This window comes from Microbacterium sp. ZW3a, assembly GCF_057167165.1.
Genome location: NZ_CM169903.1, coordinates 43,470 through 58,591, shown reverse-complemented (window position 1 = coordinate 58,591; position 15,122 = coordinate 43,470). Strand labels below are relative to the sequence as shown.

Genomic DNA, 15,122 nt, shown 5'->3' with positions numbered 1-15,122 from the left:
CGCTGTCTCTTCAGCGCCCCGCTCGCGCGGGACGACGGCGGTGATGCCGCGGCAGCACGACCGCCGAGGCGAGAAAGAAGCAGATCGCGCCGATGAAGGTGCCGCCGTTGGCCAGGTTGGGGTCGGCCCAGGCTCCGTCCGCGAGGACGAAGGACGCCACCGCCGAGACGCCGAACGCGAGGCAGCCGATCATGTTGACCAGGCCCGACCACCAGTCGGCGCGACGCGGCTCCCACACCCGGCCGCGGTCACCCACGTAGGCCACCACGACGAACACCGCACTCACGAGGAACGCGAGCGAGCCGCCCGCGTCGGGAGTCCACACGAGTTGCTCTTCGCTGGCAACGGTCGTGGCGGTCAGCGCCGCGGTCGTACTGACGTTGAACAGGACGGTACCGACGCTCTGCGTGGCCGCGGCGAGCCACTCAGGACGCAGCATCCGGGCCGGGGGGTCATTCACCATCGTGGTGGCCTGGCCGCTCAGGATCAGCTGGAACAGACCCGCCGTGGTGAAGAACCAGGCGCCCACGAAACACAGCAGGTTCGCGGTCGTCGCGCTGCCGAGATTCCCGATGCTGAGTGCGCTCCCCCCGGCAAAGAGCGCCGATCCGATCATGAACAGCAAGCTCTGACGGGTGGGCGTGGGCACGAGAAACGGGATGCGCCGCGGGCCTACCGCGTTCTCGTTCCTGCCGGAGTTCATGGGCGCCTGTCTTCGGGGCGGGTCGGGATGCCACGCCGTGGGGCCCGGCGCGCGCGACGCGCGGGGGCTCAGTGCGCGAAGCCGGTCGCGGGCCGTTTGCGCGGGATCGGGGCGCTCAGGTCCTCGAGGAACGCCACCTCTTCGCGGATCGCGTCGAGGAGGAGCTCGGCCATGTCGTGGCTGAGGCCGAGGCGCACCACGATGCGCTGGACGACGAGATCCTGCATGTTCTCGGGCATCGGGTAGGCAGGCACGAGCCAGCCGCGCATGCGCAGACGGTCGGCGAGATCGAACAGGTCCCAATTGCGCTCACCCGCCGCCAGCTTCCACGCGAAGACGGGGATCGTGTCGCCGCGACTCACCAGGTCGAACGGCTCCATCTTCTCGATCTCCGAAGACAGATAGGTGGCGACGTCGATCGAGTTCTGCTGCACGATGCGGTAGCCCTCCCGACCGAGGCGCAGGAACTGGTAGTACTGCAGCAGCACCTGGGCGCCGGGGCGCGAGAAGTTCAGCGCGAGAGTGGGCATATCGCCGCCGAGATAGCTGACGTGGAAAATCAGGCTCTCGGGGCAGGCGGCCGTGTTGCGCCACACTACCCACCCCACCCCGGGATAGACGAGGCCGTACTTGTGACCCGAGGTGCTGATGGAGTTCACGCGCTCGACGCGGAAATCCCACACCAGATCGGGCTGACAGAACGGCGCCACCATCGCCCCCGAGGCGCCGTCGACGTGGATCTTGATGTCCCAGCCGTGCTCGGCCTGGATCTCGTCGAGCTTCGCGGCGATCTGCTCGACCGGCTCGTAGAGGCCGGTGTAGGTCTGACCGAGGATCGCGACGACGCCGATGGTGTTCTCGTCGACGTACTTCTCCAGCTCGAAGCCGTCGAGCACGAGGTGCTCCTCGGAGACGGGCACGTAGCGGGCCTCAACGTCCCAGTAGTTGCAGAACTTCTCCCACACCACCTGCACGCCCGCCGAGAGCACGAGGTTCGGCTGACCGGGCGGCTTGCCCTCGGCGGTGCGGCGCTCCTGCCAGAGGCGCTTCAGCGCGAGACCGCCGAGCATGCAGGCCTCGGAGGAGCCGATCGCCGACGTGCCGATGGTGTCGCCGGTGTCGGGCACGTTCCACAGATCGGCCAGGATCCGCCAGCAGCGATCCTCGATCGCCGCCGTGGCAGGGTACTCGTCCTTGTCGATCATGTTCTTGTCGGCGGCCTCGGCGTAGAGCCGCTTCGCGTTGTCATCCATCCACGTCGACACGAACGTGGCGAGGTTCAGGCGCGAGTTCCCGTCGAGCATGGCCTCGTCGTGCACCAGCTGATAGGCGGTGTCGCTCGACATCATGCTGTCGGGCATCTCGAAGCGCGGGAGCGTCGTGGCCTCGCCGGGCTGGGCGAAGACCGGGTTGATCAGGCGTTCGGTCGAGCTCGGCTTCTGCTGGGCATTGCGGAAGAGTTCGGACATGATCTCGCATCCTGTTCGTCGTTGTGGACGCTAGCAGGTGAGTGACGACCGACGACCTCGCATGAGGGCGCTTCTTGGGACAATGGAGACGTGCGCCTCGTCATTGCCCGCTGTTCGGTCGACTACTCCGGTCGGCTGAACACGCATCTCCCCCTCGCTACCCGTCTCGTCATGATCAAGGCCGACGGCACCGTCGCGTTCCATCGAGACGTCCAGCACGCACCGCTGAACTGGATGAGCCCGCCGTGCACGCTCACCGTCGAAGAGCCCGATGAGGATGCCGCGAGCGTCGGCGTCATCGAGCAGTGGCGGGTGACGCACAAGAAGTCCGGCGACGCGCTGGTCGTGAAGATCTACGAGGTGCTCCATGACAGCACCCACGAACTCGGCGTCGACCCCGGCCTCATCAAAGACGGCGTCGAAGCCGACCTGCAGCGGCTCCTCGCCGAGCAGGTCTCGGTCGTCGGCGACGGCCTCACGCTCGTCCGCCGCGAGTACCCCACCGCGATCGGCCCCGTCGACCTGCTCCTGCGTGACGACAACGGCGGCACGATCGCGATCGAGGTCAAGCGTCGCGGCGACATCGACGGCGTCGAACAGCTCACGCGCTACCTCGAGCTGCTCAACCGCGACCCGCTCCTGGCGCCGGTGACCGGAGTCTTCGCCGCCCAGGAGATCAAGCCCCAGGCCCGCGTGCTCGCGACCGATCGTGGCATCCGCTGTCTCACCCTCGACTACGACGGGATGAAGGGCACCGAGTCGGGCGCTCCGCGCCTGTTCTGACGCCTCGCCCCCGGAACCCCAGAGGCGGGCCGCCCCAGATACCCGGAGCGACCCGCCTCTCGGTCGACGTCGACTACTTCCGCGCGGGCGCGAGGATCGACAGCATTCCGCGTGCGCGCGACCGGCGCGCCATCCACACGAGCGCGGCGCCGATCACGATCGAGCCGAACGCGGCCACGCCCCAGGGGCTGACCTGGACGCCGGTGGAGGCGAGACCACCGTTCCCCCCACCGCCGGGGAGCGCCGCAGCCGGCGCGACGCTCGGCGTCGGCGACGCGGTCGGGTCGCCCGTCGGCGTGGGCTGGGGCGTGGGCTCGGTGCTCGGGCTGCCGACCCCCAGTCCGGCCAGCGAGACACTGTTGAGCGTTCCGTGCTCCGGGTCAGGCACCTTCGCGGAGTCCGGGTAGGTGTCGCCGATCATCTCCCACACGCCCCACGAGTGCTCGCCGCGGGGGTTGTAGACGTCGTCGCCGCCGAAGCCGCGGGGCGTGATCGTCGCGGTGACGAAGTCATCGCCGGGCTGGGACTGCGCGATCATCTGACCGAGCGGGTTCATGACGAACGCCCACCCGACGGCGGGCGACACCACCCACGTGCCCCCGGTCATCGCGTACATGCGCGCCGCGGATTCGGCGACGCGTCCGTCTTCCCAGAAGGAGACATCGGTGTTGTCGGTGGGGTTGTACGGCCACGCCAGAACGTGGACGTTCTCGCCCTTCGCGTGCATCGGGTAGGTCATCTGCGGGTGCAGGTGCTCCCAGCACTCCAGCATCCCGATCCGGCCGAGCGCGGTCTCGGTGACCTCGAGGTTGCCGTCCATCACGTCGTCGGAGAAGAAGCTGCGCTCACTGCCGGAGGGGCGGATCTTGCGGCGCGTCTCGAGCACGGCGCCGTCGGGGCCGATCAGCGCCTGGCCCATGTAGAGGTGGTCGCCCTCGCGCTCGGCGAAGCCCATCGAGAGGTAGACGTCGTGTTCGTCGGCGATGTCGAGCAGGCGCTCCCAGTTCGCGTCGCCCACCGTGAGGGCGTTGGCCGCGTAGTCGGGGAAGTTCGCCGCGGCCCACGTGGGATCGGAGTTGATCTGTCGTGGGAAGCCGGGCAGCCAGAGCTCACCGAACGTGACCAGCTCGGCGCCGGAGGCAGCGGCATCCGCGGTGAGTCGGTCGGCGAGGTCGAGGCTGGCGTCGAGATCGAACTCGACGGATGCCGCGCTGATCGCCGCGACCGTGTACGGCTCAGTGGTGGCGGGGACGGCCGCGTGGGCGACGCCGGCGCCCGCGAGTCCCAGCGCGACGCCGGTGACGGCACCGACGGTGAGTCCGCGGAGGAGTGTCGTTTTCATGCTGCTCATTTCTCGGGTATGGGGAGGGTCGTGATCGCCATTGACCGTCGACTCACGAGTCAAGGAAGCGGAAGCCCCCGCTGTCCTGGCGGACCGTGCGGAAAAAGTGGCACTTCGTGCATTTCGGGCACAAAATCGCCCCCGGAAATCGCGGGGAAACACGGCGGGCGTGATCAGGAAACACGGGCGCGGCACTCTCGGCGCATGCAGACAGTCACGGATGCCGCGGAATGGGAGAGCCTGGTCTCCCGCAGCTTCGTGCCCCTGCGCGTCCGGTCGATCGATCGGGACTTCGCCGGTTCGGTGCACTCCGTCCGCTGTGGTCCGCAGACCGTTGTGCACCGGGTGCGCTCCGCCGCCACTCACCTCGCGCGCGCGTCCATCGACGACGCGTCGCCGCCGGGCGTCCTCCTCTACGTGCAACGACGCGGGTACGGGCAGGTCGACCAGTTCGGCCGCTCGGCGCAGCACGGACCCGGCGACGCGGTCGCCTACCTGACCGATCGACCCTACGAACTGCGGTTTCCCAACCGGGGCGACGGTGTCGTCATCCACGTGCCCCTCGAACGTCTCACCCCGACCCGGGCGGACGTCGAGGCTCTGACCGCGCGCACACTGTCGGCACGAACAGGTATCCGAGCCCTTACCGCCTACACTCGCGAGATCCTCGACGGGCAGCCCGATGCGTCGGACCTGAACGACACCGTGGTCTACCTGGTGGATGCGATGTTCTCCGCGCTCCGCGATCATCACGTCGAGACCCCCGACGGAGCGATCCGCACGCGTTTCGAGCGATATGTGCACGCGCGCGCGGCCGACCCGAGACTCACCGCGGCGGTGGTGGCGCGAGCGTTGGCGGTGTCGCCGCGAAGGCTGTACGCCGCGTTCGAAGCCCACGACGACTCCCCCGCCGGGATCATCCGCCGCCGCCGCATCGCGATCGCCCGGGCGGCGCTCGCGACGAGCGACGACTCGGTGTCCGATATCGCGCTCCGCTCCGGCTTCTCCGACGTCAGCACGTTCCACCGCGCGTTCAAGGCCGACGCCGGCATCAGCCCGAGAACCTTCCGCACCGAGGCGATGGCACGCCGCGCTCACGAACTCCGCACGGCCCCACAAACGGCAACGGCCTGAGTCACGATGCGGCCGCGCGCAGACGCGCGCCGAACCGGCCGGTAGCGTGGAGCCCATGCCCGTGCGCTCCCCCTGGTCGTGCGTCCTCTGGGACGTCGACGGAACCCTTGTCGACGCGTCCGAGGGGATCCTCCGCCGCCTCACCATCACGCTCGAGCACTTCGGCCGCACACCGCCGACGCGCGGCGAGCTGTCGCACTGGATCGGCCCGCCGATGTTCGAGTCGTTCCAGGTCAACGTGGGCATGACGCCCGACGAGGCGACCGAGGCGGTCACCTTCTACCGCGGGCTCAACAAGAGCGAGGGCTACACCGTCAGCGCCCGTCTGTACCCGGGCGTCGGCGAGCTCGTGCACGATCTGCACGCCGCCGGCATCCCCCAGTCGACCGCGAGCTCGAAGCCCGAGGTGCAGGTTGTGGCCCTCATGGACCACTTCGGCCTCGCCCCCTCCCTCGAGGCCATCGTCGGCGCGTCGCCCGATGAGCGCACGCTCAGCGCGAAGTCCGACATCGTGCGCGAGGCGCTGCGCCGTCTCGACGCGCGCGGGTACGACACGTCGCGCCCCGTGCTGATCGGCGACCGCCACCACGACGTCGAGGGCGGTCAGGATGCCGGAGTCCCGGTGATCTTCGTCCGCTGGGGGTTCAGCTGGCCCCACGAGGCCGACGGTGCCCAGGCGGCCGTCGACGACATCGATCAGCTGCGCGCTCTCCTCCTGGTCGACGACGCCTCGACCCCGAACGAACAGCAGGCGGAGGGTTCCACGCCCGGTGTCTGACGTCGTCTGGGCGCTCCCGGCGTCGCTCGGCCTGCTGGCGGTCCTGCTGATCGCCGGTGTCGTCGCCCTGATCGTGCGCGCCCGACGTCGCTCTCCCCGGGCGATTGCTGCGGCGACCGAGGCGTGCGACGCGGCCGCGGCGGCGCTGGAGCGCCTCGACGACGACGCCACCGCTCTCGACGTCGCGTTCGAAGCCGCCGACGTGTTCACCGGCGACGACGCGCCCACCGACCTCCGGCGCGCGCGAGCCGCCGCCCTCCGCGGGCGCGATCGCGGCTTCGAAGAGGTCGCGGCGCTGCGGTCGTCGACGCGCCTGCCCGCCCAGCGCCGCGCCGACGGGGTGCGTCTCCGCGCGGATCTGGAACGCCGGATCGCGGCGACCGCGAGCACGCGGGAGAGCCTCACCGTGTGGGCGGGCACTCACCGCGGCGTGCCCGCGCGGATCTCTGCCGCCCGCGCCCGCCGCGCCGAGGTCGCTCGCACCTCCGGCGACCCCGCGCCGCTCGTGGCCGATCTCCGGGCGCGCTTCGACGGGAGCGAGTGGGCCGACGCCGAGCGGGCGGCTCGCGAAGCCGCGGTGGCACTGGCCGCTGCCGACCGCGCGCTCGACGCCGCCGAGAGGAACGCGATCGATCTCTCCTCGGCCGAGCAGCACCTGTTCGAGGCCACCGCCGCGATCCGCCGGGCCGGGCGTCTGCTGCGCGCCGTCGAAGATGCGCACCGAATCGTGTCGCAGGCGGCCGAGAACGCCCCGGGCGAGGTCACCACGGCCGAGAGTGAAATCGCCGCCGCGCGGGCGACCGCGGCAGCAGAACCCGGTGCCGTCTCACCCGATGCCCTCGAGCGGCTCAGCGCCACCGCCGACGAGGTGAGCACCGCCCGCGACGAGCTCGATCGGCGCCCGCGGGCCGCCATCGAGATCGTGGCCCGCGCGCGCGAGACGCGCGACGACGTGCTCGGAGACATCCCCAGTCCGCGACGCCGCCTTGAGGCGGCGCGGACGGCTCTGCCCGGCACGTTGGCCTGCGCGCGGGCGGCGCTCGCCTCGGCAGAGGCCTTCGCGGACGCCCCGCCGATCTCCGAGCGGCTGCGTCTGAACGAGGCACGTCGCGCGCTCGCGGACGCACGGGCGGCCCAGGATGCCGCGGAGGCTCTCGCCCATGCACGCACCGCGTGGCGCGCGGTCCCGCGTGAGGGGGCGCTCTCCCCCCGTGCTCTATCGTGAGCGGCATGGGGGAGAAACTCACCGTCCGCCGCGTCGTCACCGTCGCTCGCCGTCTCCCGACCACCGCCGCGCTCATCGTCATCCTGCTCGTCGTCGGCGTGGCATCCGGGGGCCTCTGGCAGTCCTTCGCCTCCTCACCGCTGCATCCGGTGGTGGCCTACGGGCTCCCCGCCCTGCAGGCCGGACGGTGGTGGACGCCGATCACCGGCACCTTCTTCGTCTCGGAGCCGTGGTTGTACCTGCCGATCCTCGTCGGATTGGTGGGGTTGGGCTTCCTCGAATTCCGCCGGGGATCACGGGTCGCCGCGGCGTACTTCGTGGGTGGACAGCTGTTCGCCGTGCTGGCCGCGTCGGCGTTGCTCTGGCTCGCCGCGCTCCCGCCGTGGGCCTGGGCGCAGCAGGAGGCGGCGGCGCTCGACGTCGGACCCTCGGCCGGCGTCGTGACGTGCCTGGCGGCGGCGATCTCGCTCCTCCCGTCTCCCTGGCGTCTGCGCGCCTGGACGGTGCTTGTCGCGGTCGTGTCGGTCACCTTCCTGTACTGGGGTTCGCTCAACGACCTGGAGCACGTCCTGGCAGTGGCGCTCGTGCTGACGGTAGACCGTTCCCTGCGCCCGCAGCGCGTATCGGTGCGCGAACAGCGCCTGATCGCCTTCGTCGTCGTCTGCGCGCTCGGCGCCATCGAGATCCTCACGTACCTGAGCCCGACCACCGGCCCGTTCGGAAACTCCTCCCCGACCTCGGGCTCGTGGATCGATGTGGCCGTGAACACGATCGTGGTGCTCGTGGTGGCGACCGGCATCCGACGTGGGCGTCGGTGGGCGTGGGTGCTGCTCGTCGTCTACGGTGCGCTCAACGTGCTCCTGCTGGTGCTCGCCGCCGGGCTGGCGGTGGCGCTGGGTCTCGGCGGCCTGGAGGGAGCCGTCGATGCCGACCTCTCGATCACCCTCGCCTCGTCGCTGACCTGGGTCGTGGCCCTGGTGTACCTGATCCTCGTGCGCGCGGCGTTCCGCGCGCGCCCGAAGGCCGCTCTCGGTGAGACGCCGGCGCCCAGCGTCGACGACGTCAAGACCGAGCTGCGGTCCACCGGCGGCGGCACCCTCTCGTGGATGACGACGTGGGAGGGCATGTCGTACGCGCGGTTCGGCCGCGGAATCGTCGCGTTCCAGCGGCGGTCCGGGGTGGCACTCGTGCTCGGCGACCCGCTCGGACCCGAGGAGACGCGACCCGACACCATCCGTTCGTTCATCGACCGCGCTGAGCTCGCGGGCCTGGCGCCGTGCTTCTTCAGCGCCGGCGAGAACACCCGCGCCGCGCTTCCCGAAGGGTGGCGCAGCATCGTCGTCGCCGACGACACCATCGTCGACCTGCCCGGCCTGCAGTTCACGGGCAAGGCCTGGGGGGCGGTGCGCACGTCGCTCAACCGCGCGGAGCGCGAGGGCATGACCTTCCGCCTGTCGCGGCTGGCCGACGAGCCGTGGGGCATCCGTCAGCAGCTGCGCGCGATCTCCGACAGCTGGGTCGGAGACAAGGGTCTCCCCGAGATGGGGTTCACCCTCGGCACGCTCGACGAGGCGAACGATCCCGAGGTGCGGGTCGCCATCGCCATCTCACCGGACGGCGACGTCGACGGGTTCTTGTCATGGCTCCCGATGTACGGAGAGGGGCACGTGCGCGGCTGGACGCTCGATCTCATGCGCCGTCGCGACGGAGGATTCGGACCGGTGATGGAGTACCTCATCGGCTCGTCGGCACGGCAGTTCTCGGACGAGGGCGCAGAAGTACTCTCGCTCTCCGGTGCGCCACTCGCGCACGAGTACCCCGCGGATGCCGGGGTGCTCGCCGATCTGCAGACCCGCATGGCCACCATGCTGGAGCCCGTCTACGGCTTCGCGTCGCTGCACCGGTTCAAGCAGAAGTTCCACCCGCGCTACGAGACGATGTACCTGCTCTACCGCGACGAGGCCGACCTCACCCGGATCGGGGCGGCACTGACCCGTGCTTTCCTCCCTCACGCGACCCTGCGGCAGTTCGCCGCGGCGGGACTCGACCTGGTGCGGCCGGAGCGCTGACCCGACCGGTTGTCGGGGCTGGTCGCGGCGAGGGGATCAGAGGGGCCGGATGTTCTCGGCCTGCAGCCCCTTGGGGCCCTGGGCGACCTCGAACTCGACGCGCTGGTTCTCCTCGAGCGAGCGGTATCCGCCCGACTGGATCGCGCTGTAGTGGGCGAAGACGTCCTGGCCGCCCTCATCGGGAGCGATGAAGCCGAATCCCTTCTCCGAGTTGAACCACTTGACCGTGCCCTGCGTGCTCATCGACATGCCGTTTTCTGCTCGCGTCGGCGCCGAGCGCGCCGATCAGTGCTCACGCTAACGGGTGGCACCCGAGGCGCGCACGGCCTCGTAATCCAAACGTTGCATGGACGCGGAGGGAGGTCGGCGGTGGTCCCCTTAAGCCCATACGACGCCCGGGCTGAGCAAAGCTCAAAGCCCGGGCGTCGACGGATCCCCCCGGATATGTCACGCAAGGCGTGACGGCGATCACTTTACAGCCGCACGTCCCCTTCGCGCGACACGAAACCTAGGAATTCTCCCCCTATGACATTTATCTGTGATATCCGCGCGACATAGACTCCGCGTCATGGAGGACCGGCGGCACCCTTTCGCCCTCGTCGACGAGGCCTACGCGGCCCTCGGCGAGGCGATCGTCGATGGGCGACTGCGCCCCGGAGACCGGCTGCGCGACGTCGAACTGGCAGCCCACATGGGCATTTCGCGCACTCCGGTGCGGGAAGCCCTTCAGCGGCTGCAGGCGATCCGGCTGGTGGAGATCTCCCCTCACCGGTACACCCGCGTGACCCGCCCCACCGACGACGAGATGTCGGACATGCGCGACTACGCGGTGCACATGATCGCCATGACGATGCATCTCACTCTGCCCCGGTGCTCCGACGAGGAGGTGAGCGAGGGCGTCCGCCGCTTCGACGCGCTGGCCGACGCCGCCCGCACCGGATCGTCGCCGGACTACGTCGACGCGGGCTTCGCGCTGCTGGCCCACTTCACCCACGCCTCGCAGAACATCGTGCTTCGCGAGACCCTCCAACAGACGGAATTCGTCGTGCGGCGGAACCTCCGCGGGTGGATGTGCGCGAGCGAGGGAACAGACGAGGAGTTGTTCCATGCGCTCGCGGCGGCGATCGGCGCGCGCGACACCGCCCGCTCGGCGCACCTGTGGCTGACGATGCACGGCCTCTACTGAGGCGGCCCGCCCGAGCGCAAGGCATCCTCCTTTCGCCGGGGCGAACGCTAGCGTGACGCCATGACCCGCATCGAGCTCCGCGATCTCCGTGACCAGGACCGGGATGCCGCCTACGCGGCGTTGCGTGAGAGCGCCTCGGCGTGGCCGCGGGCCGCCGTCGCCGACCGCGCCGCGTTCGACGCCTGGATCGACGCCGACACGACCGTCGCGCGCGCGATCGTCGCGGCGGACGCGGTGATCGGGGTCGCGGCGACCCTCGACATCGACGGCGACCGCGAGGCGCTGATCGCCGTGACACGCGACGCTCCCCGCGAGGCCGCCGGCGAGGCGCTGCGCCTGCTCACCGGGAGAGAACCGGAGCGCCCGCTGTACGCGTGCGTCGCCGCAGACGACGATCCCTCGCACGAGATGCTGGCCGGCCTGGGCTTCGTCGAGCATGCGCGCGACGGCGACGACCTCGTCTACGTGCTCCCGCCGACGCTGGAGTGAGCAGAGGCGCGCCTCAGCGCGGCGCGAGTACCGCGACGACCGGACGGTGATCACTGCCGGCGTCGTCGAAGTCCTCGCGCACCTCGAATCCGCGGACGACCCAGCCCGAGCCGACGAGCACGTGGTCGATGGGCGCGGCGAGCGCGGACGGCAGGCGCACCGGCCAGGTGCCCCGCGCGGCGGATCCCGCCTCTTCCGCGGCATCCCGGCATTCGCCGACCGCGAGGCTCCCCACCCCGAAGCCCGCGAGGTGATCGAGGGTGGCGTTCAGGTCTCCCGCGAGGATGACGTCTTCGCCGACGCACTGCCGGGTGACCCACTCGAGCCCGGAGCGCCACTCCTCGATGAGGAGCGGCAGCGGTGGGACGGGGTGGGCCGCGATGAGCGTTGGCCCCGACCCGTCGGCCGGTCGCCACACGCCGCTCGGCGCACCGGGCGTCGACCCGGCCGATTCGTCATGGACGTAGGGTCCGAGCGCGTCGGCGATGAGGATCGTGGTCGGGACCGGGGCGTCGCCGGCCGCGGCTTCGACGGTGTCCGCCGTCATCGCGATGCCGTCCCGGGCCAGGATGCCGACGACCTCCGCCGCCGCGAGCGCGTCGGTCTCGGGCAGGCTCACGACATCGGCGCCGCTCTCGCGCACGAGCCGGGCGATGCTCTGTGGTGACGCTCCCCCGCCGTAGGTGTTCCACACCGCGACGGTGACGTCGCCGTCCGGTACGGGGCCTCCTCCCCCGCCGCGGGCGAGAAGGACGAGACCGTTGCCGAGGGCAGCGAGCCCGAGAACGAGCGCGAGTCCCGCCGCGACCGCCACGCGTCGGCGCAGGAGTGCGACGACGCCGGCGACGACAGCCAGGACGGCCAAGCCCAGGGCCAGCGGTCCACGGAAGGCGATCAGCATCGCGATCCCCTGCGAGCGCTGGATGCCGAACAGTTGCGGCCACACCACGGGAACGGCCAGCACCACGCCGACGGCGAGCGTCACGTACAGGGCACGGCGGGAGGGGCGGGCGGGCGGCATGCCGACAGTCAAGCCGGTGCCGATGAGTTTTCGCCCAACGGCCTCACACATACCCTAGGGGGGTATGGTATCCGTGTGAACGGGTACGACGGCCACAAAGACGACCTGCAGAAGCGCTTGCGCCGGGTCGAGGGCCAGGTGCGCGGCATCGCGCGCATGGTCGACGAAGACAAGTACTGCATCGACATCCTCACGCAGGTGTCCGCGGCGACGAAGGCCCTCGAGACGGTGGCCTTGTCGCTGCTGTCCGACCACCTCAGCCACTGCGTCGCCCAGGCCAGTGCCGAGGGCGGCCAGGTCGCCGCCGACAAGATCCGCGAGGCCAACGACGCCATCGCCCGCCTCGTCCGCTCCTGACCCCCGAGGAGAACACCATGAACGATCGCATCGATCTCGGCCTGCGCGACGCCCGCTCCCCCCGGAGCGTCGAGGTCCCGGCATCCACCTCTGTCCCCGACGACGCCATCGCCCAGCAGGTCGGGGTGACCGGCATGACCTGCGCGCACTGCGCGAGCAGCGTCACCGAAGAGATCTCCGAGCTCGAGGGCGTGCACCGCGTGTCGGTCGAGCTGCACGTCGGCGAGGTCTCCCGCGTCACGATCCACAGCGCCGCCCCCCTCGACCCCGCGCGGGTGTGCGACGCCGTGGAGGAGGCCGGTTACTCCCTCGCCGACGTGCCCGCATGAGCGCCGTCGACGTCGAGCTCGACATCACCGGGATGACGTGCGCGTCGTGCGCCACCCGGATCGAACGCAAGCTCAACAAGCTCCCCGGCGTCGAAGCATCGGTGAACTACGCGACCGAGAAGGCTCGTGTGCGGGGTGCCGATCTCGACCCCGCCGCGCTCATCGCCACGGTCGAGGCGGCGGGCTACCGGGCTGAGTTGCCCGCGCCACCGGTGGTGGAGCCGGCCGAGGCCGACGACGCCGACCCCGAGACTGCCGCCCTGAAGCGCCGGCTCCTGATCAGCCTCGCGCTGGCCCTTCCCGTCGCCGTGCTGTCGATGGTGCCGCCGCTGCAGTTCGAGAACTGGCAGTGGTTGGCCCTCACCCTCACCGCGCCCGTCGCCGTGTGGGGCGCGTGGCCGTTCCACCGCGCGGCGGCGATCAACGCCCGCCACGGCGCGGTCACGATGGACACGCTCATCAGCCTCGGCGTGATCGCCGCGTTCGGATGGTCGCTCTACGCCCTGTTCTTCGGCGACGCCGGCATGCCGGGCATGACGATGACCTTCACCCTGTTCGGTACACCGGGGGCCGGGAGCCACGAGATCTACCTCGAGGTCGCGGCGCTCGTGACCGTGTTCCTCCTGGCCGGTCGGTACGCCGAGGCCCGGGCGCGCACCGCCTCCTCCGCGGCTCTGCGCGCGCTCGTGCAGCTGGGCGCCACGACGGCGACACGGCTCGACAACGGACGCGAGCGCACCGTCGCCGTGTCCGACCTCGTCGTGGGCGACGTCGTCGTCGTGCGGCCCGGCGAGAAGATCCCCTCCGACGGACTCGTCATCGCCGGCTCATCAGCGGTGGATGCCAGCATGCTCACCGGAGAGTCGATCCCGGTCGAGGTGGTCGAGGGCGACCGCGTCGTCGGGGCCACGATCACGGTGGCGGGGCGCCTCACCGTCCAGATCACGCGGATCGGGGCCGACACCGAACTCGCCCGCATGCGACGACTCGTCGAAGAAGCTCAGACCGGCAAAGCGCGGGTGCAGCGCCTCGCCGACCGCGTGTCGGCGGTCTTCGTGCCGATCGTGATCGTGCTCGCCGTCGCGGCGTTCGTCGGGTGGCTCGTCGCGGGCGCGTCCGTCGAGCTCGCCTTCACCGCCGCCGTCGCGACGCTCATCATCGCGTGCCCGTGCGCCCTGGGCCTGGCCACCCCGACGGCGCTCCTGGTCGGCACGGGGCGCGGCTCTCAGCTCGGCATCCTGATCCGCGGTCCGCAGGTCTTGGAGCAGACCCGCCGCGTCGACACGATCGTGCTCGACAAGACGGGCACGGTCACGACCGGCCGCATGACGGTCGTCGACGTCGTTCCGGCCGAGGGCGTGACGCGCGACGACCTGCTCGCCGCGGCCGGCGCGGTCGAGGCGGCGTCCGAGCACCCGGTCGCCCGCGCCGTCGTCGACGCCGCCGGCACCGTTGCCCCCGTCGAGGACTTCGCGTCGCACGCGGGGCAGGGCGTGCAGGGCGTCGTGGCGGGAGCCGCGGTCGTCGCCGGGCGGCTCTCGTGGCTGCGAGAGCAGTGGAGCGCCGGGCCCGCGGCATCCGTTCTGGCTCGACTCGACGAGCTTGCCGCACGGTCCACGGTCGTCGGGGTCGCGCGCGACGGGCGCTACCTCGGGGCGATCGCGGTCGCCGACAGCGTCAAGCCCACCAGCGCCGAGGCGGTCGCCCGCTTCCGTCACCTAGGGCTGCGGCCCGTGCTGCTCACCGGCGACAACGCCGCGACGGCGACTCGCGTGGCCGGCGAGGTCGGCATCGACGACGTTCGGGCGGAGGTGACCCCCGCGCAGAAGCTCGACGTCGTGCGCGACCTGCAGGCCGAGGGCCGGGTCGTCGCCATGGTCGGCGACGGCGTGAACGACGCCGCGGCCCTCACCGCCGCGGATCTCGGCATCGCCATGGGCGGCGGAACCGATGCCGCGATCGCGGCGAGCGACGTCACGGTCGTCTCGGGCGACCTGCTCGTCGTAGCCGATGCCGTGCTGCTCGCACGCCGCACGCTCGGCACCATCAAGGGCAACCTGTTCTGGGCGTTCGCGTACAACGTCGCCGCGATCCCGCTGGCGATGGCCGGCCTCCTCAACCCCCTGGTCGCGGCGGCGGCGATGGCCCTCTCTTCGGTGTTCGTCGTGACCAACAGTCTGCGCCTGCGCCGCTTCCGGGCCGAGACCGGCGCCCGCTGAGATCCGTAGAGAGAGGGA

The 15,122-nt window shown here is 70.9% G+C and carries 15 protein-coding genes; 10 read left to right on the top strand and 5 right to left on the bottom strand.

All coding sequences use genetic code 11. From position 1 onward, the window contains the following. Nucleotides 1-10: 10 nt before the first annotated feature. A complete protein-coding gene (locus tag ACU6WY_RS00300; protein ID WP_483820499.1) occupies nt 11-703 on the bottom strand; it encodes a hypothetical protein in 693 nt (230 codons plus the stop codon). A gap of 68 nt (nt 704-771) precedes the next feature. Continuing rightward, complete coding sequence (gene gad / locus ACU6WY_RS00295) at nt 772-2,172, bottom strand: glutamate decarboxylase (protein WP_483820498.1); 1,401 nt, start codon at nt 2,170-2,172, stop codon at nt 772-774. Between the two features lie 90 nt (nt 2,173-2,262). Here gad and nucS point away from each other — a divergent pair, with 90 nt between their 5' ends. Beyond that, complete coding sequence (gene nucS / locus ACU6WY_RS00290) at nt 2,263-2,955, top strand: endonuclease NucS (RefSeq protein ID WP_483820497.1); 693 nt, start codon at nt 2,263-2,265, stop codon at nt 2,953-2,955. Between the two features lie 73 nt (nt 2,956-3,028). Here the strand turns inward: nucS and ACU6WY_RS00285 are convergent, their stop codons facing one another. Further along, nucleotides 3,029-4,297, bottom strand: a complete 1,269-nt coding sequence (locus ACU6WY_RS00285; RefSeq protein ID WP_483820496.1) for a nitrilase-related carbon-nitrogen hydrolase — start codon at nt 4,295-4,297, stop codon at nt 3,029-3,031. Nucleotides 4,298-4,501: 204 nt separating this feature from the next. Between ACU6WY_RS00285 and ACU6WY_RS00280 the strand changes: the two genes are divergently transcribed. From ACU6WY_RS00280 to ACU6WY_RS00265, 4 genes are read left to right on the top strand one after another with little or no spacing between them, the layout of a single operon-like run. Beyond that, on the top strand, nt 4,502-5,431 hold the full coding sequence (locus ACU6WY_RS00280; protein ID WP_483820495.1) for a helix-turn-helix domain-containing protein: 930 nt from the start codon (nt 4,502-4,504) through the stop codon (nt 5,429-5,431). Nucleotides 5,432-5,486: 55 nt separating this feature from the next. Beyond that, nucleotides 5,487-6,209, top strand: coding sequence for an HAD hydrolase-like protein (locus tag ACU6WY_RS00275; RefSeq protein WP_483820494.1), 723 nt, complete (start codon nt 5,487-5,489; stop codon nt 6,207-6,209). Beyond that, on the top strand, nt 6,202-7,434 hold the full coding sequence (locus ACU6WY_RS00270) for a hypothetical protein (protein ID WP_483820493.1): 1,233 nt from the start codon (nt 6,202-6,204) through the stop codon (nt 7,432-7,434). Before ACU6WY_RS00275 ends, ACU6WY_RS00270 begins: the two co-directional genes overlap by 8 nt. 5 nt (nt 7,435-7,439) lie before the next feature. Beyond that, entirely contained in the window at nt 7,440-9,503 is a 2,064-nt protein-coding gene (locus ACU6WY_RS00265) for a bifunctional lysylphosphatidylglycerol flippase/synthetase MprF (RefSeq protein ID WP_483820492.1), read from the top strand. A 36-nt stretch (nt 9,504-9,539) separates the two neighbouring features. On the opposite strand, the gene ACU6WY_RS00260 is transcribed toward ACU6WY_RS00265, so the two are convergent. Continuing rightward, nucleotides 9,540-9,746, bottom strand: a complete 207-nt coding sequence (locus ACU6WY_RS00260; protein WP_483821934.1) for a cold-shock protein — start codon at nt 9,744-9,746, stop codon at nt 9,540-9,542. Between the two features lie 325 nt (nt 9,747-10,071). Here ACU6WY_RS00260 and ACU6WY_RS00255 point away from each other — a divergent pair, with 325 nt between their 5' ends. Then, on the top strand, nt 10,072-10,689 hold the full coding sequence (locus ACU6WY_RS00255) for a GntR family transcriptional regulator (protein ID WP_483820491.1): 618 nt from the start codon (nt 10,072-10,074) through the stop codon (nt 10,687-10,689). A gap of 60 nt (nt 10,690-10,749) precedes the next feature. After that, nucleotides 10,750-11,178 carry a hypothetical protein gene (locus ACU6WY_RS00250; protein ID WP_483820490.1) on the top strand — a complete coding sequence of 143 codons (429 nt, stop codon included), beginning with the start codon at nt 10,750-10,752 and terminating at the stop codon, nt 11,176-11,178. Nucleotides 11,179-11,191: 13 nt separating this feature from the next. Here the strand turns inward: ACU6WY_RS00250 and ACU6WY_RS00245 are convergent, their stop codons facing one another. After that, entirely contained in the window at nt 11,192-12,199 is a 1,008-nt protein-coding gene (locus ACU6WY_RS00245; protein WP_483820489.1) for an endonuclease/exonuclease/phosphatase family protein, read from the bottom strand. Between the two features lie 75 nt (nt 12,200-12,274). Here ACU6WY_RS00245 and ACU6WY_RS00240 point away from each other — a divergent pair, with 75 nt between their 5' ends. From ACU6WY_RS00240 to ACU6WY_RS00230, 3 genes are read left to right on the top strand one after another with little or no spacing between them, the layout of a single operon-like run. Beyond that, nucleotides 12,275-12,556 (top strand): metal-sensitive transcriptional regulator, encoded by a 282-nt coding sequence (locus tag ACU6WY_RS00240; protein ID WP_483820488.1) that lies wholly within the window; start codon nt 12,275-12,277, stop codon nt 12,554-12,556. Nucleotides 12,557-12,573: 17 nt separating this feature from the next. After that, nucleotides 12,574-12,885, top strand: a complete 312-nt coding sequence (locus tag ACU6WY_RS00235; RefSeq protein WP_483820487.1) for a heavy-metal-associated domain-containing protein — start codon at nt 12,574-12,576, stop codon at nt 12,883-12,885. Continuing rightward, nucleotides 12,882-15,104: a heavy metal translocating P-type ATPase gene (locus tag ACU6WY_RS00230; RefSeq protein WP_483820486.1), complete on the top strand. Its 2,223-nt coding sequence runs from the start codon at nt 12,882-12,884 to the stop codon at nt 15,102-15,104. The genes ACU6WY_RS00235 and ACU6WY_RS00230 overlap by 4 nt, the downstream gene beginning before the upstream one ends. The last annotated feature ends 18 nt before the right edge of the window (nt 15,105-15,122 follow it).